34 protein-coding genes and 1 tRNA gene are annotated in these 24460 nt (G+C 33.6%); 21 read left to right on the forward strand and 14 right to left on the reverse strand.

Annotation, left to right across the window (positions count from 1 at the left end; translation table 11 throughout):
* Positions 1 to 42 precede the first annotated feature (42 nt).
* Together OO712_RS07460 and OO712_RS07465 are read left to right on the forward strand one after the other, a co-directional pair.
* Positions 43 to 744: a nucleotidyltransferase family protein gene (locus OO712_RS07460; protein ID WP_109876205.1), complete on the forward strand. Its 702-nt coding sequence runs from the start codon at positions 43 to 45 to the stop codon at positions 742 to 744.
* An 8-nt stretch (positions 745 to 752) separates the two neighbouring features.
* Positions 753 to 1190, forward strand: coding sequence for a GNAT family N-acetyltransferase (locus tag OO712_RS07465; RefSeq protein WP_109876206.1), 438 nt, complete (start codon positions 753 to 755; stop codon positions 1188 to 1190).
* On the opposite strand, the gene OO712_RS07470 is transcribed toward OO712_RS07465, so the two are convergent.
* Complete coding sequence (locus tag OO712_RS07470) at positions 1187 to 1627, reverse strand: hypothetical protein (protein WP_109876207.1); 441 nt, start codon at positions 1625 to 1627, stop codon at positions 1187 to 1189. The two genes, OO712_RS07465 and OO712_RS07470, sit on opposite strands and share 4 nt — an antisense overlap.
* Before the next feature lie 42 nt (positions 1628 to 1669).
* Entirely contained in the window at positions 1670 to 2686 is a 1017-nt protein-coding gene (locus OO712_RS07475; RefSeq protein ID WP_109876208.1) for a galactose-1-phosphate uridylyltransferase, read from the reverse strand.
* Between the two features lie 221 nt (positions 2687 to 2907).
* Between OO712_RS07475 and OO712_RS07480 the strand changes: the two genes are divergently transcribed.
* Positions 2908 to 4194 carry a BPG-independent phosphoglycerate mutase family protein gene (locus OO712_RS07480; RefSeq protein WP_200829026.1) on the forward strand — a complete coding sequence of 429 codons (1287 nt, stop codon included), beginning with the start codon at positions 2908 to 2910 and terminating at the stop codon, positions 4192 to 4194.
* Here OO712_RS07480 and OO712_RS07485 read toward each other — a convergent pair.
* A complete protein-coding gene (locus OO712_RS07485) occupies positions 4178 to 4741 on the reverse strand; it encodes a DUF309 domain-containing protein (RefSeq protein WP_109876276.1) in 564 nt (187 codons plus the stop codon). The genes OO712_RS07480 and OO712_RS07485 overlap by 17 nt on opposite strands.
* Before the next feature lie 83 nt (positions 4742 to 4824).
* On the opposite strand from OO712_RS07485, the gene OO712_RS07490 reads away from it, so the two are divergent.
* Together OO712_RS07490 and OO712_RS07495 are read left to right on the forward strand one after the other, a co-directional pair.
* Positions 4825 to 5190 (forward strand): 30S ribosomal protein S24e, encoded by a 366-nt coding sequence (locus OO712_RS07490; protein WP_109876209.1) that lies wholly within the window; start codon positions 4825 to 4827, stop codon positions 5188 to 5190.
* On the forward strand, positions 5190 to 5375 hold the full coding sequence (locus tag OO712_RS07495; RefSeq protein ID WP_109876210.1) for a 30S ribosomal protein S27ae: 186 nt from the start codon (positions 5190 to 5192) through the stop codon (positions 5373 to 5375). The genes OO712_RS07490 and OO712_RS07495 overlap by 1 nt, the downstream gene beginning before the upstream one ends.
* Before the next feature lie 27 nt (positions 5376 to 5402).
* On the opposite strand, the gene OO712_RS07500 is transcribed toward OO712_RS07495, so the two are convergent.
* The 6 genes from OO712_RS07500 to OO712_RS07525 all read right to left on the reverse strand — a co-directional run bounded on the left by OO712_RS07500 (position 5403) and on the right by OO712_RS07525 (position 10628).
* Positions 5403 to 6110 (reverse strand): hypothetical protein, encoded by a 708-nt coding sequence (locus OO712_RS07500; RefSeq protein WP_109876211.1) that lies wholly within the window; start codon positions 6108 to 6110, stop codon positions 5403 to 5405.
* A gap of 175 nt (positions 6111 to 6285) precedes the next feature.
* Positions 6286 to 7356: a tRNA pseudouridine(54/55) synthase Pus10 gene (locus tag OO712_RS07505; RefSeq protein ID WP_264953657.1), complete on the reverse strand. Its 1071-nt coding sequence runs from the start codon at positions 7354 to 7356 to the stop codon at positions 6286 to 6288.
* A gap of 94 nt (positions 7357 to 7450) precedes the next feature.
* Positions 7451 to 8776, reverse strand: coding sequence for a signal recognition particle receptor subunit alpha (locus OO712_RS07510; RefSeq protein WP_109876213.1), 1326 nt, complete (start codon positions 8774 to 8776; stop codon positions 7451 to 7453).
* A complete protein-coding gene (locus OO712_RS07515) occupies positions 8769 to 9458 on the reverse strand; it encodes a diphthine--ammonia ligase (RefSeq protein ID WP_109876214.1) in 690 nt (229 codons plus the stop codon). The genes OO712_RS07510 and OO712_RS07515 overlap by 8 nt, the downstream gene beginning before the upstream one ends.
* A 114-nt stretch (positions 9459 to 9572) precedes the next feature.
* Positions 9573 to 9983 carry a translation initiation factor IF-5A gene (locus tag OO712_RS07520; protein WP_109876215.1) on the reverse strand — a complete coding sequence of 137 codons (411 nt, stop codon included), beginning with the start codon at positions 9981 to 9983 and terminating at the stop codon, positions 9573 to 9575.
* A 33-nt stretch (positions 9984 to 10016) separates the two neighbouring features.
* Complete coding sequence (locus tag OO712_RS07525; protein WP_109876216.1) at positions 10017 to 10628, reverse strand: hypothetical protein; 612 nt, start codon at positions 10626 to 10628, stop codon at positions 10017 to 10019.
* 109 nt (positions 10629 to 10737) lie between these two features.
* Between OO712_RS07525 and OO712_RS07530 the strand changes: the two genes are divergently transcribed.
* Positions 10738 to 10864: transfer RNA gene (locus OO712_RS07530), tRNA-Tyr, on the forward strand.
* Between the two features lie 95 nt (positions 10865 to 10959).
* Here OO712_RS07530 and OO712_RS07535 read toward each other — a convergent pair.
* Both OO712_RS07535 and OO712_RS07540 read right to left on the reverse strand, forming a co-directional pair.
* Positions 10960 to 11151, reverse strand: coding sequence for a cold-shock protein (locus OO712_RS07535; RefSeq protein ID WP_109876217.1), 192 nt, complete (start codon positions 11149 to 11151; stop codon positions 10960 to 10962).
* A 60-nt stretch (positions 11152 to 11211) separates the two neighbouring features.
* Positions 11212 to 11523, reverse strand: coding sequence for a translation initiation factor eIF-1A (locus tag OO712_RS07540; protein ID WP_109876277.1), 312 nt, complete (start codon positions 11521 to 11523; stop codon positions 11212 to 11214).
* Positions 11524 to 11622: 99 nt separating this feature from the next.
* On the opposite strand from OO712_RS07540, the gene OO712_RS07545 reads away from it, so the two are divergent.
* Entirely contained in the window at positions 11623 to 12186 is a 564-nt protein-coding gene (locus tag OO712_RS07545; RefSeq protein ID WP_109876218.1) for a YkgJ family cysteine cluster protein, read from the forward strand.
* Positions 12187 to 12259: 73 nt separating this feature from the next.
* Positions 12260 to 12760 carry an Lrp/AsnC family transcriptional regulator gene (locus OO712_RS07550; RefSeq protein ID WP_109876219.1) on the forward strand — a complete coding sequence of 167 codons (501 nt, stop codon included), beginning with the start codon at positions 12260 to 12262 and terminating at the stop codon, positions 12758 to 12760.
* On the opposite strand, the gene OO712_RS07555 is transcribed toward OO712_RS07550, so the two are convergent.
* The gene (locus tag OO712_RS07555; protein WP_109876220.1) at positions 12752 to 13501 is read right to left on the reverse strand and encodes a response regulator; all 750 of its coding nucleotides are present in this window, start codon (positions 13499 to 13501) and stop codon (positions 12752 to 12754) included. The two genes, OO712_RS07550 and OO712_RS07555, sit on opposite strands and share 9 nt — an antisense overlap.
* A 51-nt stretch (positions 13502 to 13552) precedes the next feature.
* Positions 13553 to 14629, reverse strand: a complete 1077-nt coding sequence (locus OO712_RS07560; protein ID WP_109876221.1) for an alcohol dehydrogenase — start codon at positions 14627 to 14629, stop codon at positions 13553 to 13555.
* Between the two features lie 95 nt (positions 14630 to 14724).
* Here OO712_RS07560 and OO712_RS07565 point away from each other — a divergent pair, with 95 nt between their 5' ends.
* The 11 genes from OO712_RS07565 to OO712_RS07615 all read left to right on the forward strand — a co-directional run bounded on the left by OO712_RS07565 (position 14725) and on the right by OO712_RS07615 (position 21406).
* Complete coding sequence (locus tag OO712_RS07565) at positions 14725 to 15402, forward strand: chromosome segregation protein ScpA (protein WP_109876222.1); 678 nt, start codon at positions 14725 to 14727, stop codon at positions 15400 to 15402.
* 54 nt (positions 15403 to 15456) lie between these two features.
* The gene (scpB, locus tag OO712_RS07570) at positions 15457 to 16029 is read left to right on the forward strand and encodes an SMC-Scp complex subunit ScpB (protein WP_109876223.1); all 573 of its coding nucleotides are present in this window, start codon (positions 15457 to 15459) and stop codon (positions 16027 to 16029) included.
* A 69-nt stretch (positions 16030 to 16098) separates the two neighbouring features.
* Entirely contained in the window at positions 16099 to 16482 is a 384-nt protein-coding gene (locus OO712_RS07575; RefSeq protein WP_109876224.1) for a 30S ribosomal protein S8e, read from the forward strand.
* A 1-nt stretch (position 16483) separates the two neighbouring features.
* Entirely contained in the window at positions 16484 to 16783 is a 300-nt protein-coding gene (locus tag OO712_RS07580; protein WP_109876225.1) for a signal recognition particle subunit SRP19/SEC65 family protein, read from the forward strand.
* 95 nt (positions 16784 to 16878) lie between these two features.
* Positions 16879 to 17124 carry an H/ACA ribonucleoprotein complex subunit GAR1 gene (locus OO712_RS07585; RefSeq protein ID WP_264953658.1) on the forward strand — a complete coding sequence of 82 codons (246 nt, stop codon included), beginning with the start codon at positions 16879 to 16881 and terminating at the stop codon, positions 17122 to 17124.
* Positions 17124 to 18080, forward strand: a complete 957-nt coding sequence (locus tag OO712_RS07590; RefSeq protein WP_109876227.1) for a transcription initiation factor IIB — start codon at positions 17124 to 17126, stop codon at positions 18078 to 18080. Before OO712_RS07585 ends, OO712_RS07590 begins: the two co-directional genes overlap by 1 nt.
* A gap of 92 nt (positions 18081 to 18172) precedes the next feature.
* Positions 18173 to 18943: a Fe-S cluster assembly ATPase SufC gene (gene sufC, locus OO712_RS07595; protein ID WP_109876228.1), complete on the forward strand. Its 771-nt coding sequence runs from the start codon at positions 18173 to 18175 to the stop codon at positions 18941 to 18943.
* A gap of 34 nt (positions 18944 to 18977) precedes the next feature.
* Complete coding sequence (locus OO712_RS07600) at positions 18978 to 19190, forward strand: DUF167 domain-containing protein (protein ID WP_109876229.1); 213 nt, start codon at positions 18978 to 18980, stop codon at positions 19188 to 19190.
* A gap of 45 nt (positions 19191 to 19235) precedes the next feature.
* Positions 19236 to 19910 carry a chlorite dismutase family protein gene (locus OO712_RS07605; protein WP_109876230.1) on the forward strand — a complete coding sequence of 225 codons (675 nt, stop codon included), beginning with the start codon at positions 19236 to 19238 and terminating at the stop codon, positions 19908 to 19910.
* Positions 19911 to 20061: 151 nt separating this feature from the next.
* A complete protein-coding gene (locus OO712_RS07610; RefSeq protein WP_109876231.1) occupies positions 20062 to 21060 on the forward strand; it encodes an aldo/keto reductase in 999 nt (332 codons plus the stop codon).
* Between the two features lie 7 nt (positions 21061 to 21067).
* Complete coding sequence (locus OO712_RS07615; RefSeq protein ID WP_109876232.1) at positions 21068 to 21406, forward strand: hypothetical protein; 339 nt, start codon at positions 21068 to 21070, stop codon at positions 21404 to 21406.
* On the opposite strand, the gene ahbA is transcribed toward OO712_RS07615, so the two are convergent.
* Positions 21403 to 22419, reverse strand: a complete 1017-nt coding sequence (ahbA, locus tag OO712_RS07620; protein WP_109876233.1) for a siroheme decarboxylase subunit alpha — start codon at positions 22417 to 22419, stop codon at positions 21403 to 21405. The two genes, OO712_RS07615 and ahbA, sit on opposite strands and share 4 nt — an antisense overlap.
* A gap of 102 nt (positions 22420 to 22521) precedes the next feature.
* Here ahbA and OO712_RS07625 point away from each other — a divergent pair, with 102 nt between their 5' ends.
* Together OO712_RS07625 and hemA are read left to right on the forward strand one after the other, a co-directional pair.
* On the forward strand, positions 22522 to 23175 hold the full coding sequence (locus OO712_RS07625; RefSeq protein ID WP_109876234.1) for a precorrin-2 dehydrogenase/sirohydrochlorin ferrochelatase family protein: 654 nt from the start codon (positions 22522 to 22524) through the stop codon (positions 23173 to 23175).
* Complete coding sequence (gene hemA, locus OO712_RS07630) at positions 23172 to 24437, forward strand: glutamyl-tRNA reductase (RefSeq protein ID WP_109876235.1); 1266 nt, start codon at positions 23172 to 23174, stop codon at positions 24435 to 24437. Before OO712_RS07625 ends, hemA begins: the two co-directional genes overlap by 4 nt.
* Positions 24438 to 24460 lie beyond the last annotated feature (23 nt).

A 24460-nucleotide genomic window follows, 5' to 3' on the forward strand; every position in this document is an offset into this window, starting at 1 on the left:
ATTCATCCTTGAACATAAATAGTCAATTCTCAAATAGAATTTGTGAAAGCAGTGATTCTTGCAGGAGGATTAGGTACAAGACTCCAACCATATACAACATTCCTTCCAAAACCAATGCTGCCTTTAGGGGAAAAACCAATCTTAGAGCACCTGGTTGATTGGACAAGAAAAAATGGGGTGAAATCAGTTGTGCTATGTGTAAGCTATCTGAGAAAAACAATTGAAGATTATTTTGAAGATGGTAAAAGATTTGGGGTGAATATAGAATATGCCATTTCAGATAAACCACTTGCTACAGCAGGTCAATTGAAAACCGCAGAAGAATTCATTGATGATACATTTGTTTGCATATATGGAGATTCAATTTTTAATTTCAGTCTTAGAAATATGATAAAACAACACCAAAAGAAAAAATCATTTGTTACAATGAGTCTCAACGAATACAAAACTAACTTGCCATATGGAGTAATTGAGACTACAAAGAATGGAAAGGTACTAAGTTGGAATGAAAAACCTGAGATCAAGGCCAATGTAAATATGGGATGCTACGTCATGGAACCTGAAATTTTAAAATTCATACCAAAAAACAAGCCATTTGGAATGGATGATGTAATAAAAAAAGCCATGGATAGAAAAAAATTAGTAAACAGTTTTCTTACAAAGAACGGTTTTACAGATATTGGAAACAAAACATCATACAAAAAAGCATATCAAGAATATATTCAAAAACTAGGTAAGATCTGAAAATAAAAATGAGTCAACCAATCATCAGAGAATTACGAAAAGAGGACATTCTAAACGGATTTCTAACAACACTAGATGCCTTGAGAAAGGCAAGCGACATTAGAACAGATAAAGCAATGAAAATTTTTGAGAAGATAAATTCCAACCCAGATCACATTATTGCAGTTGCAGAATTAGATGGGAAAATCGTTGGAACCACAACACTCCTAATAGAACAAAAATTTATTCATGACGGGGGAGTTGTGGGGCATATTGAAGATGTTGTAGTGAATAAAGATTATCACGGACAAAAAATAGGAGAGAAAATTATGAAATACGTTCTAGAAATTGCAAAAAATAGAGGGTGTTACAAAACAATTTTGGACTGCACTGATGATGTAAAACCATTTTATGAAAAACTTGGATTCAAAGAGATTGCAAATGAATTAAGATTTGATCACGTTTAGAAATATTCTTTTTTTGGTCGTAATTTTTTATGCTTGATCAAGTATGCACCAACTATGATTACAGGTGCAGATAACACCATAAACAATAATGGAATTAGTTTTACAGCATCTGTAAGATATTTTTCATCAATTGAATTCAACATAGAATAAGATACAGTCATTCCGGCAAATAGAATTATTCCACCTGCAATGATCAATCCACCCACAGTTTTTGATCCATAATGCTTTGACATGATAAATGCAACTGCAGCCAAGACACCAGCTGGTGCAATACCAATTGAGACAAATTGAATGATTTTAGGATCAGGTTCAAATGTTATTGAAAATTCTATTTCTTCCGGAACATTAGTCATAAAATGGTAAACTGAAATCATTTCACCCGCAAACATTGCAAACAACGCAACACTAGTGATTGCCAACCATTTTTCCAACCCCATAGTTCTAGATCATTTTTCGTTAATAATAAACCATTCAGAAAATTATACAATACCAACTAAGTTAGCCAATTCTTTTCTGCAAGACGCTCCAAGTTTTTCAGCAGCTTGCTCTGGAGACACATCATTTAAGAATATTCCATATCCACGTTCTAATCCAGACCAAGATTTTGTGATTGGGTAAACTTCAATATGCCAATGAATTTGTCTGCTATTTTTCTTTTCAGGAGAAAGATGAAAAACAAGATTATACGAGACATTTTTTACAGTTTTTGACAATCCACCTAATGTTGCACGTAAAATCAAAGATAAATCATTAATTTCTTTTTGAGTGATTTTTGAAAAACTAGTAGTATGTTTTTTTGGTGAAATCCAAAATTCGTAAGGATATGAGGGAGACCAAGGACAAAATGCGATAAAGCCTTCTGTTTGAAGAACCTGTCTTGGACCGCTGATTTCTTCATTTACTGTCTGACATACTGGACATACGCCTTTTTCATTTAGAATTTTGTGTGATGCTTCAGCTTCACTCTCAATTACTGGAGGTATGGTAGAAAATGTAATAAGGTTAAGATGAGGATGGGGGTTTGTACTTCCAGCCAAGTCACCATGATCAGCATAAATTGAGACATAGGTCACACCTTTTTGAGTATAGAGCCATCGCAATCTATCCTGAACCACAACTAAGACATTTGACCATTGTTCAGGATCAATTGTTGCAAATGTGTCTTTTTCTTTTGGAGATGCCACAACAATATAGTGATATCCATAAGCAGGTTCGCTATAGAAAGGTCTGTCACTGTAAGAATTTTCAGTATCAATTGAAACAATTGGGTTTTTGCTTTCAAATACTCTAATAGCCCAACCCTCAACATATTCATCTTCATTATCTTGAAGACGCTGCAGCATTCCATCTTTTGCAACAAGTGACAATACCGAAGGGTTTGTCATAGATTCATTGCCTGGAGCAAAGGGAGATTTTTTTGGATCAACGATTTTGTCATCTTTTTTTGTTACAATCATGAAACGCTCAGAAACGTAATCTTTACGCATGTCCCCCATATTTGTAACTGAAAGTAAATGTCTGTTAAAACGTTTGCTAAGAGAAGACATTATCAAATTAAAAAGTCGCGTTGCATCATTTGGGATAGAAATTAAAAAATAATAAAAATATTAAATTGAAAAATCAAAAACGGAAAATAATTTTATTGTAAATTTTTGATCGCATTTTTTGTTGCAAGCTTTAAAGGAGAGCACCTGATGTTGCTAAAACAGGGAATATTATGGACAATTCAGATATTCACATGATTTACGTTTTATTAGATGGTGTTGGAGATCTTCCACACCCAGATTTACAAGGAAAAACACCATTGGAGGCTGCAAATACCCCAATCTTGGATAAAATTGCAAGAAACGGATGCATAGGAGAAGTGATTTCAGTTGGAAAAGGAATTGCACCAGAATCAGACATTGCCGTTTTCAATATGTTAGGATACAAATTCAATCATGCAGAGTATGCAGGTAGAGGAGTAATTGAAGCAATTGGAATTGGAATTGATTTCAAAAACGGGGATTTAGCATTAAGAGGAAATTATTCAACGCTAAATGACGAACAAGTAATCATAGATAGAAGGGCAGGAAGGAATATTGAAAAAGAGGATGCAGAAGGAATTGCAAAAGAGATTGAAGAAAAAATAAAATTTTCAAGTCCAGGCATATCCGTAGTAGTATCACCTACAATCGGTCATAGAGTCACAGTTAGAATCAGAGCAGACTCTCAAAAACTTTCTTCTAAAATTACCAATACAGACCCAGCGTATAGTAACATTGGAGGAATGGGTGTCGCAAAGGCCGTAGGAGATTTTCTAAAAATTGAAAAATGTTTACCATTAGAAGATGATGAAGATTCAAAATTCACAGCAAAGATTGTTAATGAATTTTCAGAACAATCAATTAGAATTATGAAAGAGAGTCAGATTAATAAAAAAAGGAAAGAATTAGGGAAAAAACAGCTTAGTTGTATTTTACTAAGAGATGCAGGAAACAAATATCCAGACGTTACTCCAATTAACGAAAAGTATTCTATGCAATTTTCATGTATTGTAGATATGCCAGTTGAGCTTGGAATATCAGATGTTTTAAAGATGAAAGCCTTTGAAGCTGGAGGATTAACAGATTATGAAGAGAAAGCTAGAGTTGCAGCAAAAGCCATGGAGACACAAAATTCAATTTATGTTCATCTTAAAGGACCAGACGAATTTGGCCATGACGGAGATGCAATAGGCAAGATGAGAAATATTGAAGAGATTGATCAGAGATTTTTCAAAACACTTGTTGAGAATATTGATTCAAACAAAGTTGCAATCATTATATCTGCTGATCATTCCACACCTTGTATTAACAAAGGCCACAGCGATGATCCTGTACCAGTTCTAGTTTCAGCAGACTTTATTCAAAATGATGGAACCACTAGAATGACTGAAGGCCAAGCAAAAAAAGGCAGCATAGGTCTGCTTCAAGGTGCAGAGGTAGTTACAAAATCTCTGGAATTAATTAAATCTCAAACCTAGTTAATTTTTTTGCTTGCTGCATTTCAACTGCTTTCTTTCTTATTCTATCAACATCAATGGAATGATACATCGAGGGCGAAGAACCTAGTTTTTCTAATGCTCTGCTTAACATGCCAATTCCAATACTTTCTTCATTTTCTTGCTCATGAGCAAATGCAACTGCAACCAAGATAATCCCTTGTACTAGTTCCTTTTCTCGTCCATAACATTGATTCCAAACTCCTTCAAATGCTTCATGGCATTCCCAAAATCTTTCATTATTAAAGAAAAATACCCCATCTTCAATGCCCTTCTCTTTTTCAATGTGTTCTTCAAAAACATGTCTTACATTATCAATCTCCCCAATTGGAGACAATTTATCAACCAGTGCATCCAGATCTTCTTTTTCAGCAGCTACATCAAATTCAATAAATTTAGTGGCAACTCGGGCTAGTCGCACTGAGACATTTTTCATGTCAGATGCAAGATCTCTTGCTTTGTGAGCAAGCTCTCTACAATTTTGAGGCAAGTATTTCTCATTTTTAAAATGAAGCAGATAACGTTCCACAATAGACTTTCGAAGGAATTTCTTAAATTTCTTCTGGAATTCCAATCAAGGTTTATATGAAATATCTGAAGGATTTTTGATACATGTCCATCATCGAGACAATCACAGATGTAGATAACACCTTCCTATCAAGAAGGGAGCTTACCTGTAATTTTGCAGGATTGGGTGGAAAACTCAAAAGTCTAGAAGCGGCAGATATGATTTCAAAAGAATTCAAGTTGGACGGCAAGGTTGTAATTCCAATGAGACTAAAAACTCATGTAGGAAAATCTCATGTTACAGGAACATTCTATGTTTATGATGATGAAGGGTTGGCAAAGAAGCATGTTAATCCAACAATTTTCTCAAGACTAGAAAAAATTAAAGCTAAATTGGCAGAGGCTCAAGCAGCCGAAACTCCTGCAGAAGAGGCTCCAACTGAAGAAGTAAAAGAGGAGAAAGAAGAGTAATGCCAGTAGAACAAAAAGGCAAGAAAGGTTCTAGTCCAAATGTTTACAAATATTTTAAAGTGGATGGAGACAAGGTAACAAGAGTCAGAAAAATCTGTTCAAGATGTGGAAAAGGTGTTTTCATGTCGGAACATAAAAACAGGCATACTTGTGGAAAGTGTGGGTTGACAGAATTCAATCAGTAAAAGGAATTATTTTTCCCAATTATTCAATTAGTATAATCGCTTTTTTGTGATTTTAGAACTTTTTTCTTCTAGTTGTTCAATTTTTGAAATAAATTCGGGTGCAAGTTTTATTCTAGAAAGTGATTCGGCAGATAATTTCACATTATTTGCATCCAACGAGATGTTAGATTTTGGAAGACTTTTGTCAGCCCAAAATTTCATCACTTTATCTTCCAATTTATAATCACGAAAACCTGATGGGAATTTTTTTGTAATATGATTTAATAGAGTACGATCTTTAAAGACAACTCTAGGTTCAAACAAACGAGTTTCATCACTGTAAATATTTTCAAATAAATTCCCAGATATTTCATCAGAGAGCAATTCCATCTTTGAAATTTTTCTCATCAAGTCTAAAAAATGTAAAAACTCATGGGCAAGAATAGCATGGATGGTACCTTTAAGCCCATAAGCAATTAGAGGAGCAGAAATCTGAATTACCACTTGGAATTTCTCATCAAACATTATAGGAATTGTCCTGGCAAACAATATTCCGAATTCATATGAATTAGGATTAGGAGAGGACAAGACAAGAGATGGTTCTACATACGCAACAGGATATTTTATTCCCGACGCCTTTTCTATTCTGTTTATACCTGAAACAACAATTGGAAAACGTTCGATTACAAGATCATATACATCATCTGGGATAATTCCTTTAGAATGTGCATCTTTGAAACGTATTAGTGGATCCAATATTACTCCTCGACAATTTTGAATGTAAAAGGGTTAATTTGTTTAGGATCTTGGCTTTCCAGATTTTGCTTTCTTCTTTTTACGGGTTTCAGCTCTTTGATCAGCATGTCTTTGATGTTTACCCTTTTTTCTTAATGGCATGATATTTTACAATATGGGAGCTAGTTAATTGTTATCATTGTACTTCAATATCAATAAAATCAAATTCATGACACTTACACGATGTATTTAGAATTTGAGATATTCCAGGAGATACATCATCACCATCGATAAATCTCCTAACGGGTAAACCGCCTTCAGTCTTCATAATAAGAGTAAAAGTATTTTTGGAATTTTTTTTATATTTTACAAAGAATATTTGTTTCTCTGAACGTTTTCCAGATTTATCATAAACTACCACAGGATGTTTCCTAAGATCCTTTAATTTTTGAAGATTTTTTGGATCAAGAAAAGATGCTGTAGAAATTTTTAGTTGTATTAGTGAATTAAATTTTAGAGGGTTTTTAGGAGACTCGTTTACAAGTTTGATTTTAGATATTTTCAATCCATCGGTACTGAATGATGTTAATCGTAGATTTCTTTTGACAGGATTTTTAAGTTTAACAAAAAATGGCCTTCCAGTTCCTAAAACTAAACTAGATTTGTCTTCACCACCAATCCAAGTAAATTTTGCAGTAGTACAACCAATTTTTTTAAAGAGAAGTTTGGAGATAAAACCCTCAACGCTTTGAAATTCAGAAATTCCATGAAAATCACACATTCTGCACCCTTTTCCAGAACAATTTTCACATGATCTTTGTTTCTGAGGAATGTTCCTCATAGTTTTTACATATCTTCCTGAAAAAGTAATGGGTTTAGAACGTAATTGGATAGAATTATCTTTTAGATTTACTGTAAAAATAATCTCAGGATTCTGGGTGTCAAAAGTTTTTTTTGTTTTTCTTGAAAAAGATTTTCCCAGTTCTCTTGTAATGTCAGTCTTTATACTATCAATTCCTTTTAGTTTGTATTGTGAACGAATTGAATCATCTCTATCCACAATCGAGGGTTTTAGCATGACCCCCACACCAAAAGTACGATAAGAATAATTTATTGATGCATCAAGCATCAATTTTAGAAAATAATTTAAATTTTCAAACAGATTTTTACAAATATAGCACTTTGAAAGATTTTGATTGCTTGCTAGTTTTTTACCAAGAAGTTTGTTAGAGGATAAACGTAATTGTTTTGAGAATAATCTTCCCAAGCAATTATCACATAAAGAGTATTTTTTTAAGATTTTATTTGCAATAGGAATAATTTTTTGATAGTCAGACATTCTAGAAAATTTATTTGAAAGATTATCCCAATCCCATTTTTCTAAGAGTACCCTGCATTTGGCGTCCTTTAGATGCTTTCATCATACTTTTAGAATTTTTGTAATTTTTTAGTAGTTCTTTAACTTCGCCTTCTGGCCATCCTGAGCCACGTGCAATTCTTTTGATTCGAGATGAATTAATTAAATCAGGATCTGCTTTTTCGTCTTTAGTCATACTTTGAATAATGTATCTCCATTTTGATACCCTATCTTCCATTTGATCTAATTGATCATTTTTCACCATCCCAGAAAAACCAGGCATGCTATCAAGTAGTCCTTTTAGTGAACCGACTTTTGTGACTTCTTCTAATTGATAAAAGAAATCCTCCATATTCATTTTTCCACTAGAGATTCTTTTCATCCTAACATCATCTCCCTCATTTTCTAATCGTTTAGCCAAATCCAAAACAGCTTGAATGTCACCCATTCCAAGTAGTCTACCAACAAATCTTGTTGGAGAAAATTTTTCTAAATCATCTATTCTTTCGCCAGTACCAATGTACATTATTTGTGCACCAGTAGCTGCAGATGCGGCAAGTGCGCCTCCACCTTTAGCAGAACTATCCAATTTTGTGATGATTACGCCACCTACCGGGACAGTTTTGTGAAATGCTTCTGCCTGGTTAAAGCATTGTTGTCCTATGGTACCATCAATCACAAGTAATGCCAAATCAGGTTCCGCAGCTTTGTTTATTCGTGCCATCTCTTCAAGTAAATCTTGCTCTTCTTTGTGACGGCCAGCAGTATCAATCAGAATCACATCTAATGGTTGTACCTCAAAATGTTTTAATCCATTTTTAACAATGCTTGGAGAATCTTTGTTGTTTTCTTCACCATAAACTTCCACATTAGATTTCTCACACATTGTTCTAAGTTGAACCAACGCGCCTGGTCTGTAGGTATCAGCACCTATTACACCTACTTTGTATCCTTGTCTTGTCAAAAATTTTGCTAGTTTTGATGCGACGGTAGTTTTTCCACTTCCTTGAATTCCAAGCAGAATTATCTTGTTTTGTCTACCTGCCTTAAAATCAAATTCAGATTCTTTACCAAGTAATTTTGAGAGTTCGTCGTAGAGAATTTTTATAATATGATCCTTTCGAGAAAGACCGGGAGGAGGAGTCTCATTTAGTGCCCTCTCTTCCAGATGCTTTGTAATTTCTAAAACTAATCGTACATTTACATCAGATTGTAATAATGCTCTTTGAACATCTTTTGAAAGTTCTTTGATTAATTCTTCATCAATTCCTGAAGATTTTACAATTTTTTTTATTGCATCACTTAAACTATTCTTGAGTCCATCAAGCATTGTAATTCAATCCTGCATCCACTATTTCAAACCTTCCTCTGTAACCATCCCATTCTTTTTTTGATTCATAAATAATGATCGGATTTGAAAAGAGAGGACAATTAACAACAAATGTTTCGGCTTCACCCCCTTCAAAGTTCAAGTTGAATCCAAATTTCTCAGATAGATTTCTCAAAGTATCAACATCAGATTTTGAAATAGATTTACCAAGCCATGCGTCATCTAATCCATCAGATGATACAGAAGTGATAATGAATTCAAAATTCGAATCAACTAAATCATTCATATAATTTTCGGGGTCTGTACCCCATAAAGGTGTAAATGGAATTAGATTTAATTTTGTGCAAAGAGTTTCAAATTTTTCTTTTTGAAAATTGCTTTTAATTCCACCGTGAACTAAACCTTCAATTTTGTATTCATCTATTGCTTTTTGCAATAGTTTTTCTAGCAAAAGTAATTCGTTATCAGTATCATCAGAATCAGATGCCATAGTTAATTGTGGAATTTTCATGGTTTCTGATTGTAATTTTGTCCATTGCAGAGTTGGATGATGTAACAAATGACTTTCATCAGATTTTGTAAAAATACTCAAAAGACATGAAACTATATGTCCCTGTTTTTGAGCAAGATGAATTGCAAAAGTACTGTCTTTCCCGCCTGAAAAAAGAGAAGCTAATTTCATAATCTAAAAAATAATTCATTCAACAAATTTTTGAGATTTGTTGAAAGGATGCTTCATTACTCATAATCCTCATCAACAATCAGACGGCTTTTCCGCTCATCATCAGCATCCACACTAAGACTTGATGCGCATGATTTTAGTTTTATCCATAACAACCCAATATTCAACATTTTGTCCATTTTCTAATTTGCCTTTGACTTCATCATCGATTAATGAAATATCAATGGTCTCGAATGTTTCAGAATCCATTACTTGAACTGTGTCGCCGTTAATTGAAATGATTTGTCCAACTTTTTTGTTAATCATGGGAACGTGAATTTGCATGCTGACTGGACCTACAAGAGGTCTTTTTTGTCCATCAAAAATTCCCTCACCTACAATTCGGGCTTTAGCTGCACCGTGTTTTCCTGGTTTTGATGTATCATATTCAACAATTCTACATGGTTCACCGCTTGGTTGATCAGTATGAGGTAATAGAATGTAAGATCCTATTTTCAATGAACCAAGATCTGATGGTTTACTCATGAAAAACAGTTTTTGGTCGAATATTTAACTTTTCTACTTCAATTGATCAAGAATAGATAAGCTCAACAAATTAGTCATTGTCATGCCTTTTCGGTTTACATCTCGTCTTGTCTGTTCACAGTATTTCTTAACGCTCTGATGGCTCTTTTCACTTGCAACTTCAATTACTACAACATGTTCAGAATATGGAAAAGTGAATTTTGATGGTGTTAAGCAAAACAGATTCATGTTTCCAAATCCTGCTTTCTCAATTTTCTCTCTTTTTAGTAGAAGGTTTGCAATTTCCTGAAAGTCTTCACCATCCTCCCCATATTCTAAATAGTAGATAGTTACAAAATTTGTTTCTCCTTGCACCTCTCTTTGGAACAAATCATCTTGTATATTGAATACAAATGAAGTCTTGTCTTGATTGTGTTGAAGAAGATCTTTTGAGATATGTGAACTATCTTTGAATTTAGCTAGAAGGTAATGATTGGTAGAATCTGAAAAATAGGGTTTACTTTCAGTAGAGAATGTACCTGTAACAAAAAACAATTTTTCAATATTTTTTGATTTTATCCATGTTTCTTTAAGTTCTACAGATTCATGAGTATGCAGATAAGGAGCACAGACATAACCGGAATAAGATAATGCTAGTTTAGACATTTAGTAATCAAGGATATTTCAGACTATTTATCCTTATAATCAACTAAACGATCATAAATGAAATGACCTACGATAGTTTTTTAATACGAGAGATCCTCGTTTTTCTTGTCCCAAGCTAGCTCAGCCTGGTAGAGCTTCCGGCTGTAGTTGTTGGCTTTAGATGGCTGACCGAATAACAGCATATCAGGCATACAGAAACCGGGTTGTCGAAGGTTCAATTCCTTCGCTTGGGACCACAAATTATTCTACAAAAATACGAAATTAAAAATAATAAAAAGATAGACTGATTTAAGAAAACATTGTTGAACTCTTAAATTGAAAAAGTTGTTGCCTATGCTGTTTTTTTAACTTTTTGGGCTGCTGGTCCTTTTTGACCTTCGCCTACTTCAAACTCGACTTTATCGCCTTCGTTGATGAATCCGTCAACATCTGATTTGTGAACAAACAGATCGTCTCCACCTTCTCTTTCGATAAAACCAAAGCCCTTAGTACGGTTAAACCACTTTACGGTGCCTTGTTCCATTTGATACTGAAGTAAAGTATTCGCTATATTAACTAAACAAACTAAAACAATATAACAAAATTAGAAATCTTTTGGAATGTGATTATTATCTTTTAACCATTCAACTTGTGGCAGGGTAAATCTCCAAACGATGTCACCACGCTCAGCATCGTTAAAATCCCAAGGTGCGATTATCACAATATCATTGTCACGAATCCAAACTCTTCTCTTTAATTTTCCTCTAATACGTCCTCTTCGAATCAAATTATCAGCACATTTTACCATGACGTTTTCACCCCCAAGCATTTTCATTACACGGCCAAATTGCTCACCTTCTTCAGGAAGGCGAATTTCTTTTAATGCACTTTCATTTTTTACTTGACGCTTACCCATGCCATACATTAACAATTTGAGCATATAACTGGTAGGGTTTTCGGTTACAATAACAGGGCAAAACACAAGAGATTTTATCTAATATGATGAAGAAAACATGTGGAATTCAAATGTGTCGAAGAATGCTCACAGTGTTGTATTGAGAGAGAATATTATCCAAGTAAAGAATTTGGAAAAATTGGAGTGTTAATACTTCCCGAAGAAAAAGAAAAGATTGAAAAAATATCAGCAATTAATAAAGTAGATATCAAAATTTTGCCAAGAATTGGAGTTTCAGAAGAAAGAGATTCTTTGCCAACAAAAATTTTAGCATATCAACTTATGGGAGTTGAAAAAAATGGGAACACCTGTCCATTCCTAGATACCGCAAGTGAAACCAAATCGCCGCATGGAGGATTCCCATGCAAAATTTATGAGAATAGGCCACTGGCTTGTAGGGCATATCCATTAATTGAATCAGAACCAATCACGCTTGATCAAAAATGCAAGTTTTGCAAAGAACATGGAAATGCAGATAAAAATCTAAATTCAGAAATGGAAGCACTTGTAAAAATTAAAGATAGCATGAATGCAGAACTCCCCACCATTTGGAGATTTGCAACAAAAGTTGGAGAAGATGAAGATCAAGAGATATTAAAAACAGGTTGGATTTTAGAAGGCTAAACTGTTCCTAAAAATAAGATGTGCGACAAAGAATCAACCAAAAATTCAAAAGGCATTAGAACTTTTGCTCGGTATGAGTGAGGATGCATGGTCAAATCTAGACAAAGTTGATCAAAAAATTATAGAGATTTTAAACAGCAATGCAAGAACGCCGTCAAAAGAAATTGCATCAGAATTAAAAAAGTCGGGCCATGACGTTTCAGATAGAACAATTCGAAAAAGAATAGAGAGACTCGAAAAAAGTGGAATCATTAAGGGATACAAGGCGGTTCTAACAGACGTATCAGGAATTAATGAATATCAAGTAGTTTTAATGAAAATCAAACCTTCAAAATCGCTTGAAGCAGTAAAGGACTCCATCAAAGACTTTATCACAAAATTAGATAACTATCTCCTTGTTGCAAATATGAATGGAGAATGGAATATGTTAGTCATCATGCAATTGAATTCAGAAAAATCAAATCCAGCACAAAAAATTGTTGAAAAGTTTTCAGACGAATTAATTGACTATAGAATTAATGAAGTAGATATCAAGGATGTAAATATCCTAAATATGTCATTGTTGTTATTGTAGAAGAGAGTATTCTGATTCTGTAATATCTATAGATTTTTTGAGTTCATCCAGAGTGAATGGTTTTTGAATAAATGCAGACACTCCTGAACTAATTGTCTTGTTTACTCGAGACGTATTTTTTTCATCTGCAGTAATGACTATAATTTGCAAATGTAGATTTTCCTTGAGTAATTTTGATGCAACAACATCACCTTCAAGATCAGGTAACCCCATATCAAGAAGTACTATAGGAGATTTATTTTCAGAATAAAGTTTTTTGCATCCTTTGATTGCATCTTTTCCATTTTCAAAAATATGAATTTCATTGTAACCTAATTTTTCAACATAGTTTTGCAATTTCATTGAAATTGCTTTACTATCATCTACGATAACAATAGGTCTCGTAACATGAATTTTTGGCGGAATCATAACTTTTGCTTTTTGATATGCATCCTTTGCTTTGTCAAATTCTCCCTGCAACAGAAAACATTTTGAAGCACAAAGTAACGCACCTCGCATATTTGGAGAATTTTCCAATTTTGAATATTTTACAAATAAATTTCCAGCTTCTCGGATTTCATTTTCAGATTCTTTCCCCTGCCTTTTTTTGCATTCAGCTGCCAACATAAACAATAAAGCAGATTTCAAATACTCAGATTTTTTTAAGGATTCTGCTTGATCAAGAAATAGATTATGTGCTGTTATGAACTGTTTATTCTTTAGATGAGTAAGGGCAATTTCACAATTTATTTTAGTATTCAATATCCATATCCAATTTTTTTATTTTATAAGATTTTGTAGTATTCTTTCAAACTATGGGTTAATTACAGCACGACCAACAATTTTCCTAGCCTTTAGATCCTCTAAAGCATTATTTGCTTCATCAAGTTTGTATCTTTTTGAAATCACAGGATTGATTATTCCCTTTCTTGCAAGATCAAGCAGTTCTACCATATCTGTATAATTTCCAGTGTAAGCTCCCTGAATAACAATGGATTTGAGAGGGATTGTGACAAGAGACACCTCAAGGGAACCTCCAAACAAGCCAACTAAAACAATATTTCCTCTTTTTCTAATAACACCTAAGGCGGTTCTAACAGTTTGTGGAGCATTAACAAAATCAATAACACTGTCAGCTCCCTTTCCATTACAAATTGAAATTATTTTATCAACTGGACTTCCGGTTCCGCTAGAAAGAGAACCTGATACGTTAGTATTAACAACAAAATCAGCTCCCATCTTTTTTGCAGTATCAAATTTTTTGTCATCACTGTCAATGCAGATAATTTTTGCTTTTGTTATGGCTTTTGCAATTTGTATTGCCATTAGTCCTAGACCACCAGCACCGATAATTAGTAGAAATTCAGGAGAATTGGCATTTGCTTTTTTCACAGCATTGTATGCAGTAAGTCCAGAACATGCAAGTGAAGTTGCAGAATCAGGATCAACACCGTCAAGCTTAGCTAAATATTTAAAATTTGGAATCAAAGCATAATCAGAATAACCGCCATCTTGAAAAACACCCATTGATCGTGGAGCATCACACAAGTTTTCATTTCCAACTTTACATGCGGGACATTCCCCACATCCAATCCATGGAAAAACTAGAACGGAATCTCCTTTTGAAATCCCAGATACATCGTCTCCTAGATCTTCAACAGTTCCAACAATTTCATGCCCAGGAGTTACAGGATATTTTACTCCTCTATCGGTAACTTTCATAAATTGTCCATCACCTAGATCATATCCACCTTCCCACAAGTGTAAATCACTGTGACATACACCAACAGATTTTACCTTTAGAAGAACTTGACTTCCCTGAGGCTTTGGAGTGTCAGATTCAGATACTGCAAGAGGCTCGTTGGGGCCTGTAATTCTAGCTGATTTCACAAATGGGTTTTTTTTCTGAACAATATAAGAGTTGACTGGAAGTGAGAAAAAAATAGAGCCCTAAGATATTATTGAATAAGTAAGAAAAGTACTATGTGAGCGAAGCGCAAATTCCAAACAGTATTTCTCAAGAACCTGTAAACATCTTATTTAGTCCATCATCTGTTGCAAAAAAAGATGTATGGGAAATTGATCTTATTCAAATTTTAAATTTATTAATAAAAATTCTTGAAAAAACAGGCAAAAAAGATCTAAAAGTAGCAGGAATGGCAGCATTATCATCATCATTAATTTACAGAATGAAAGTTGAAAGTATTTTTGCGTTACAAAAAGCAGCAATGGAGAAAAAACCAATGTATCAAAGAACAGATGTAGACATAGAATTAATCGATATTCCATATAGACATGAATCGACTTATCCAGTTTCATTAGATGACTTGTTAGGATTACTGCAAAATTTGATTGGGACAATTGCAAATCCTCAATCAAGAAGAAACAGGCAATTAGACATTGAGCCAATCGTAGCTCCTGATTTTCAAGAATATTTCATTTCACTTGAAAGCATAATAGGAAAATACGAAGATTTGGTTATGAAAAAAATTTCATTGACAGGATTTGGATTACTGCAAGACATTATTTCAGAGTTGGATCAAGTAGATTCAATCAGATGCTTCTTTGCAATATTGTTTCTGGCAAGAGACCAAAAAGTAGATCTTGAGCAAATTGGCGATGATATAAAAATCACCATAATAAAAGAAGAATTAACAAACTAATCAAAAATGGAGAAAAGATTTCTTTAACTATATTTTAGAGGAGATAATGAGCGATTGACCAAAATTGAAGATATGAATGAGGCAACTGCAAGAATAGAGGCCGCACTATATTCATCAGGAAGGCCACTAAGAGTAGAAGACATAATCAAAGCATCAGGCACGGAATCTAGGACAAAAACACTAGAATTGCTCGATACTATTATGAAAAAAACAAAGAACACATTCAAAGCACTTGAAGTGGTAATTCTTCCAGACGGATCATATGTAATGCAATTAAAACCAGAGTACAGTTCAACTGTTAAAAGATATGCATCAAAACCAGTACTTCCAAATGCAACACTGAAAACATTATCATATATTGCATATATGCAACCAATATCATCAAAACAACTTGTTGAAACAAGAGGTTCGGGTGTTTATTCACATCTAAAGGAACTACGACAGTTAGACTACATCAATCATCAAAATGTTGGGCGATTAAAAATTTACAGTACAACAGAGAAATTCCAAAAATATTTTGGCATTCAAGGAGATGTAGAGGATCTTAAACAACGACTGTTTTCCAAAGTTAGAAAAACTGCAAGTATGAGTCATGCAAATCCCACACCCCAAATAGTACAAAACTAATTTAAGAAAAAGTGATCACGGCTAGTTTTTTGCGTTTTGTATAAATTAGAGTAATTTAGTCAAGTTTTTGTGAGAAAATCCGTAGAGAATTTAGCAACAAGTAAAATTACTGGAGGAAGAAGACATCCACTAAGAATTAGAAGAAAATATGAAATTGACAGATATCCAAATGAGCCTATCAACGCGGCTCAAATATCGATTACAAGAAGAGTTCGTGGAAATAATAGAAAAACAGCATTGAAGTCAATTGATTTTGTCAATCTAGCAACAGGTGATGCTAAAGTAAAGAAAACAAAAATTATCAAAGTACTAGATAACACTACAAACAATGATTACAAAAGACGAGGCATTATTACAAAAGGTGCAATACTTGAAACACAAGAAGGAAAATGTAAAGTTGTTTCAAAACCAGGACAAACAGGAATAGTTAACGCAATTTTACTAAAGGAATAAAATGAAAGATTACGAACACATCGTAATCTGGTTGGATTATTTCAACAAGAATTTAAAAAAATCAAAAGGTAGACGGGTGGGATTGGAAAAATGTGTTTTTGATCCTTCACTAAAAGAATTGATGGATGCAACAAAAGATGCAGGATTTGAAATTACAGAATCTAATGACAAAGTGAGATTCCCTAAACGGCCATTTGTCAGATCAGGGTATGTTATTTTACCAAAAGAATCTTCTAAGACAAAAATTTTAAACAAAATTTCAGAAAAACTAGTGTCAAAAAGAAGCAAACAAACAAGATAAAATCAAATCTAGCTCTTAGCTAAAGTAAAGTTGACAGAAGTCTATGATAGGAATATGATAATTACTATTCTTAATTGCAGGAGGTAGGCGAAATAATGCACCTAGCCGGTAGTGGCAGGGTTATCATTCAACTATCTAAAGAATTAGTTGAAGGACAAATACTCTGTGACGAAAAAGGAACTAGAGTTGCAAAAGTAAACGAAATGATTGGTCCAGTAAGTAGGCCATATGCGTCAGCTACGCCATTAACGAATAGTATAAAAAAATACATCGGCAAAAGCGTTTACGCAATAGAGCAATCTCCTGTCAATAAACCAAAAAAATTTAGGAGAAGAAAATAATGAACATACTAGAAAAACAAAACTGTCCTGAATGTAAATCTACATTAGTAGACGACATGCAGAATGGTGAAATCATCTGTTCTGGTTGCGGCGTAGTAGTCGATGATCAGATATCAGATTACGGTCCAGAAACTATTAGCTCAAATTTCGAAGACAAAATGAAATTAGCAAGAGCTACGGGACAAACAACTTATTCCCAACACGATTTGGGAATAACAACTGAGATTTCAATCAGTGCAAAAGACTTTAGCGGAAAAACAATCAACCGTGAAGTTGCAAATCAAATGCACAATCTCAGAAAGTGGCAACAAAGAGTTAGAGTTTCCTCACCAAAAGAGAGAAGACTTGCAAATGTATTAACAAAGATGGGAGAAACATGCGATAGTCTTAATCTTTCAAAAAACGTGTTGGAAACCGCTTCTATGATATACAGAAACTTGGACGGACATGTTGATGTGAAGGGAAAATCAGTAGTCAGCATAACTGCAGCTACAATTTACATGGCATGCAAGCAATGTGATGTAGTAAGATCACTAGAAGAAATTTGTCGCGGAGTTTGTCCACCAAAAGACGTAAAATCCAAAACAAAACTTGCAGCAAGATACTATAGAACCATGGTAATGGAAATGGGACATTTAACAGCCCCAGTTGTAACCATGGACAAATACATCTCAAAGATAGCAAACATGACACAAACTGAGGTCAGAGTTGAAAGACTGGCCTTGGAAATTGCAGAAAAAACAAAAGATAGCAGCATTGCAGATGGAAAAGCTCCAAATGGAATTGCTGCAGCATATCTATATGTTGCATCGGTATTACTTGGACAAAATGTTCTACAAAGAGACGTTTCAAGTATTGCAGGAGTAACAGAAGTCACTATCAGAAATAGATGTAAAGAAATTCTAACATGCTACAAACTCAAAATTACTTTAAGACCATCTCTGGCCAAATATTAAACCCCCCCCCCTCTTTTCATTTTATTAAAAAATCCTATTAGGATCAGCTAAATTTCGTCGGTATTATATAGAGAATCAGAGGAATGTGCGTCATGGCAGTATTGGAAATCAAAGATCTTCATGTTTCACGAGAAGGAAAAGAAATTCTCAAAGGCGTAAATCTAAAGACAGGACCAGGAGAAGTACATGCCATTATGGGACCAAACGGTTCAGGTAAAAGCACTCTAGCTTACACATTACTTGCACATCCAAAATATGAAGTGACTAAAGGAGATATTTTGTTAGATGGGGAGAGCATTTTAGAATTATCAGCAGATGAAAGAGCAAAGAAAGGGTTATTCTTAGGATTCCAGTATCCAACCGAAGTTTCTGGTGTAGGGTTTTCTCATTTTCTAAGAACAGCATACAATTCTTTGAGCAAAGCACTAGAAGGTGACGACAGAGAAGTATTCATCACAGTTAGAGAATTTCAAAAATATCTAAAAGAGAACCTGGAAAAAGTTGGATTAAAAGAAGAATTCCTATCAAGATATCTCAATGAAGGATTCTCTGGCGGAGAGAAAAAACGTGCAGAGGTTTTACAAATGGCAGTACTAAAGCCAAAGATTTCAATTTTAGATGAACCGGATTCAGGATTAGATATTGATGCAGTTCAAGCAGTAGCACAAGCAATAAGCAAGGTTTCAGGAAAAGATGCAACAGTAATTGTAATTACTCACTACGCCAGAATATTGAAATTCTTAGATAAGCTAGATTTTGTTCATGTTTTTGCCAGAGGTCAAGTTCTAAAAACAGGTGATGCAACCCTTGCAGACAAACTAGAAGCAGAGGGATATGATTGGGTATTAGAACAACCTGCATGATCAAATTTAACCTAAAAATTTTATCAAAGACGTATTGATTTACAAAGTACATGTTACATTTTCTAAAGAATTTTTAGAAATAAATGAAAATCAAATCAAAATAGGAATAAAATCAAAACCACTCAAGGGTGAAGCAAACAAGGAGATAATCAAAAAAATTGCAAAACATTTTGGCATATCCACAAGTCTAGTTCAAATCAAATCAGGCCACAAATCACAAGAAAAAATTATCGAGATTCTACAATAGATAATCTAGTTTTTGTTTAAATAGGGTTTTAAAATTGTAAAAAACATGTCAGAAGAACATAGTCAATATTATTTTAATTTCTCATTTTTCAAAATTGATCCTAAATGGAGATGGATGGCCGATTTGGCAAAAGAGGAATCTGCAAAAGAAGTTGAAAATGTAATTAATAATTCAGGCATAATGTTTAGATCATATTCTAATTTAGGATTAAGAGATGATGCAGACTTTTTGTTTTGGTTTGCAGCAAAATCAGTTGAAGAAATCCAAACGGTAATTGAGAAAATTTACAAGACTGTTTTTGGAAAATACATTCTTCCATCTAGAACATATTTGTCATGCACAAGGCCATCAATTTATGTGCAAGAACAAAAAACACATGGATTTGTTACAGGAAATGAACCAAAAAAACATGTTATTGTTTATCCATTTACAAAGACCAGAGAATGGTATCTACTTCCAAAAGAGAAACGTCAGGAAATAATGAATGAACACATAGAAGTCAGCAAGAAATTCCCCCAGGTAATTCTCAATACGACATATTCGTTTGGAATACATGATGAAGATTTCATGTTAGCCTTTGAAGTAGACAACATTAGAGACTTTCAGGATCTCATTATGGATCTAAGAGAGACTCAGGTGTCCACATATGTTAAAAATGATATCCCCATGATAGTATGTGTCAAAAAAGACATCGTGTCATTAATTTCAAGTTTGGGTTAACCGTTTGAGGGAATTTTTCACAATACAAGTGTCCGGTTAAAAATCAAGATATCACTTCTGCAAATCTTGGATAAACATAAATGATGAAATTTCAAACGAGGAATAGTTTTGAAATATATAATATCAAACTCAAAACTAGAGTGGATAAAAATTGAATTACAATAAACTAGGAAAAACAGATATCAAAGTATCAGAGTTAGGATTTGGCGCATGGTCCATAGCGCTAGATTGGTGGGGTAAAAAGATTGAAGAGGACGAAGCAAAAAGAATGCTCAAAAAGGCATATGATTTAGGGATTAACTTCTTTGAAACGGGAGACATGTATGGTAAAGGAAAAAGTGAGAGATTAATCGGAGAAGTTTTCAAAGGCATGAGAGAAGAAATTGTAATTTCTACGAAATATGGATATGATTTTTCAGAAGTAGAACAAATCGGACATAGTGAACTTCCTCAGAGATTTGATGAAGATTTTACTCGAAAAGCATTAAGAGATAGTTTAGAAAGATTACAAACAGACTATCTCGACATGTATGGTCTACACAATCCAAAATTAAAACACATTAGAGATGATTCAATTTTTAATGTATTAGATAGTTTCATAGAAAATGAAACAATAAAGACATACCAAGTTGCACTAGGTCCTGCAATTGGATGGACACAAGAAGGTCTAGAAGCAATGGAGAGACCAAATGTAAGTGCAGTTCAAACAGTTTACAATATTTTAGAACAAACACCAGGAAATGAATTGATGCAAAAAGCAGAAGAAAAAAATGTAGGAATTCTTGTGAGAGTTCCAGAAGCATCAGGAATTCTTACAGGTAAAGTAAATGCAGACACTAAAATCAATGAGAAAGACCACAGATCAGTAAGAAAAGGAGAATGGATTAAAGCATCGCTAGAAAAAGTGGAGATCTTACGACCTATTGCAGAAAGAAATGGATTAACAATTACAGAACTATCTATGAAATTTATCATGTCAAAGAAAGGGTTTGCATCTGTCTTTCCAACAGTAGTTAGTGAAGAAGAGATAGTGAATTATGTAGAAATGACAAAAGGAGGCTACATTCCGGCATCAGACATGAAAGAGATTGAAGAGTTGTATAATTCGTGGCCATCTTATGAATTAAAGGCAACACCCCAAGCAAACTAATTAACACATGGACAATCCAATCGATTCAAAAAAAACTCTAGAAATAATAGAAAAAATGAGACTAGGTAAAATTGGGCAATATAAAAAATGGAAACCAATAATTAAAAAAATCAAAAACGAAGAGCCCTTAAATCCCGGAGAATTAGAATACTATTCAAATTTAACTAGAATCTATAAGAATTCCAGCATTTCTAGCAGAAGTAGAATTTACCATACAAAACTCTCAGAACTAGATGAAACTCCTCCCTGTAATTCATGCGGTGAAAATTCAGAATATTATTGCAACATGAATGATCAGTATTTTTGTACTATTCATATAGTCGGACACGATGAAAATGAGATTTAGGAAGCAGGTACTTGTTCTGCCAAACTAAATGAATTTTCGACAAAGTATTCTACACGTGTTTTTTTGAATTCACGCGAGCTAAAGAGAATTTTGTAATCATCAACATGAATTTGTTTCTGAATTGTTTTTGCCATTTCGTTTGCTTCATCATGGGTTTTACAATGAATCATTGAAAATACATTATAAGGCCAATCAGAATATGTTGGACGTTCATAGCAATGACTTACTTGGGGAAATGATCCCAAAGTTTCTCCAACTTTTGAAATTTTATCTTCAGGTACTTTCCAAACAATCATGCCATTTGCAGTAAATCCAACTTGCCTATGTCTTAAGATTGCTGCAAATCTTCTCATCACACCAATCTCTTCATAGTATTTCATTTTTTCAAATAATTCTGCTTCAGTGATTCCAAGATTCTTGGCAGATTTTACAAATGGTTCATCAATTATTTCCATATCTTTTTGCAATTCACGGATAAAATTTTTATCTTCTTCAGTAGGATTGAATTTGATATTTTTAATTTCTTTTTTTTCTTCTGTTGGTGCAACTTCATGTTTTTTATCATCAACCATGTCTAGCTTTACGCCAATCTTAAACAATTGTAATGTAGGAAGCATTCTTACTTTTTTGATTCCTTTAAGAACATTGAATTTGTCAAGTTCTTCTTTCAAGTCAGAACCAGGAGGCACTGCCAAAGTGAACCAAAGGTTAAACTCATGATCTCGTTCATAGTTATGACTTACACCAGGATGGCGATTAATTTGATTTGCAACATATTCTAATTTATCATCTTCAATTTCCATTGCAACCAAAGAACTGGTATATCCAAGTTTTCGAGTATCAAAAATTGCACTTAGTTGCCTCAGTACACCAATTTCCTTTAGATGGTTTAGACGGTCTTTGATGAGTTTCGGTGTGGTGTCAAATTTTTTAGCAATTGCATCAAAAGGTCTTGTAACAAGTGGAAAAGTCCACTGAATCTCATTTAAAAGCTCTTTATCGAATTCATCCATCGAGGTCATCAAGTCAATATTTTGCTCATTCAATTAAAAATGTAGCTAGAAGGAATTCAATAATTTTTAATACATAAATAGAAACTCAAGTCCCTTTGATCGATGATAGTTGATCTTAATATACAAAATAAAAGAATAATTGTCATAGGCGGAGGAAATGAGGCTGAAAAAAGAGTCAATTCATTATTAAAACAAAATTGCAACATACTAGTGATTAGCGATACTGTAAACTCAAAAATTAGGAAACTGGCAAAAGACAACAAAATAGAATTAAAAAAACAAAAAATTCAAGACACAAAATTTATTTCAACTCTTAATCCTCATATGATTATTACAACAACGAATGACAAAAAAGTAAATCAAAAAATAGTCAACGAAGCAAAAAAGAAAAAAATCATTGTATATAGTTCCGATAATCCAGATGAGAGTGATTTTTCAAATCCAGCAATTATTGATTTTGATAAGATGGTTCAGATTGCAATATTTACAGGAGGGCAGAGTCCTGCAATGTCAAAGAAAATCAAAGGCAAATTAGAAAAAGCACTAAAGAACATAATCACAAAAGAAGACATATCTCACATAAAAATTCAAAAGATCGTAAGAAAAATTGCAAAGGAATCAATTTCCGCCCCAACACAGAGAAAAGAGTGCCTACATAAAATCATGAGTGATAATGAGATTGATCAGTTAATAAAAGACGGGCAGGTAAAAAAAGCTGAAAAGCGAGCAATTACAATATTGAGAAATTGGAAATGAATCAAAACATAATCAATGCACGTGTTACTTTTCGTAATTCACCAATTCACATTCTTGAACGATTTACAATAAAAAATTTGGAAAGTGCATATGAACAATTCAAAAAACATTCAGGATTAGATGAATGTGTAATTATTCAAACATGTAATAGAATAGAGTTATTTGGTAAATCAAAAACATACGATATAGACAAAATCAAGAAAACATGGGCAACAATTACGGGGATTGAGGAAGAAGCATTTGATGAAAATATGGAATACGTTGAAAACAAGGAAGCTTTGCATCATTTGTTAAAATTAACATCAGGATTAGATTCAATGGTATTAGGTGAAGAGCAGATTCTAGGTCAAATAAAAAACTCCATTACTTCAGCTAGAGAAACAAAAGCATCAGGTCAGCATCTTAATACGCTATTTGACAAGGCAATAAGAATAGGCACAAGAATTAGAAACACAAGTGGGATTGGGGCAGGTGGAATATCTGTTGGGTCCATGGCAGTAAAACTTGCAGAAGAGAATATTGATGAATTAAAAACAAAAAAAGTTTTGTTGATTGGAACAGGCGAAGTATCTACACTTGTTGCAAAATCATTACAGAGAAGAGGATACACATTTGATGTGACCAGTAGAACACTTGGAAGATCAGAGGCATTTTGTGAAACGATGGGTGGAAACCCAATAAAGTTTGAAGAAGTTCTTTTAGGATTTTATAATTATGATGTGATTTTTGTTGCAACAACAGCACCATATTTTCTTGTAACAAATGAAAGAATAACTGAAGCAATGAAAAACAAGAAAGGAGGAATAATGATTTTAGATTTATCAAATCCAAGAACAGTTGATGAAAAAGTCGCAACAATTGGAGGTATTAAATTGATGAATTTAGATCAAATTGCAGAAATGGTTGAAAAAAATATGAACGCACGATTAAACAAAGTAAAAACAGTTGAAAATATAATTAATGAGGAAGTTTCCGTATTAGAAGCCTCAATGAAAAGATTAGATGCAGAACCATTAGTGAAAGATGTATTCAAGAACATAGAGAATCTACGAGAAAAAGAGTTCCAAAAAGCTCTTCAAATGCTTGATGAAAAGGATGAGAAAAAAATCAAGATTATTGAAGAACTAACAAAAGCAGTAGTAGAAAGCATTGTGGCAATACCCATGAATAACATTAGAAAAGCATCTGAGCAAGGAAAGCCAGATGTGTTAGAATTGGCAAGCAAGTTATTTGACTATAAAAAACAAAACCAGGCAGACTAGAATTATATTTTAGCCAAAAGAGA

The organism is Nitrosopumilus zosterae (genome assembly GCF_025998175.1).
GTDB classification, from domain to species: Archaea; Thermoproteota; Nitrososphaeria; order Nitrososphaerales; family Nitrosopumilaceae; genus Nitrosopumilus; species Nitrosopumilus zosterae.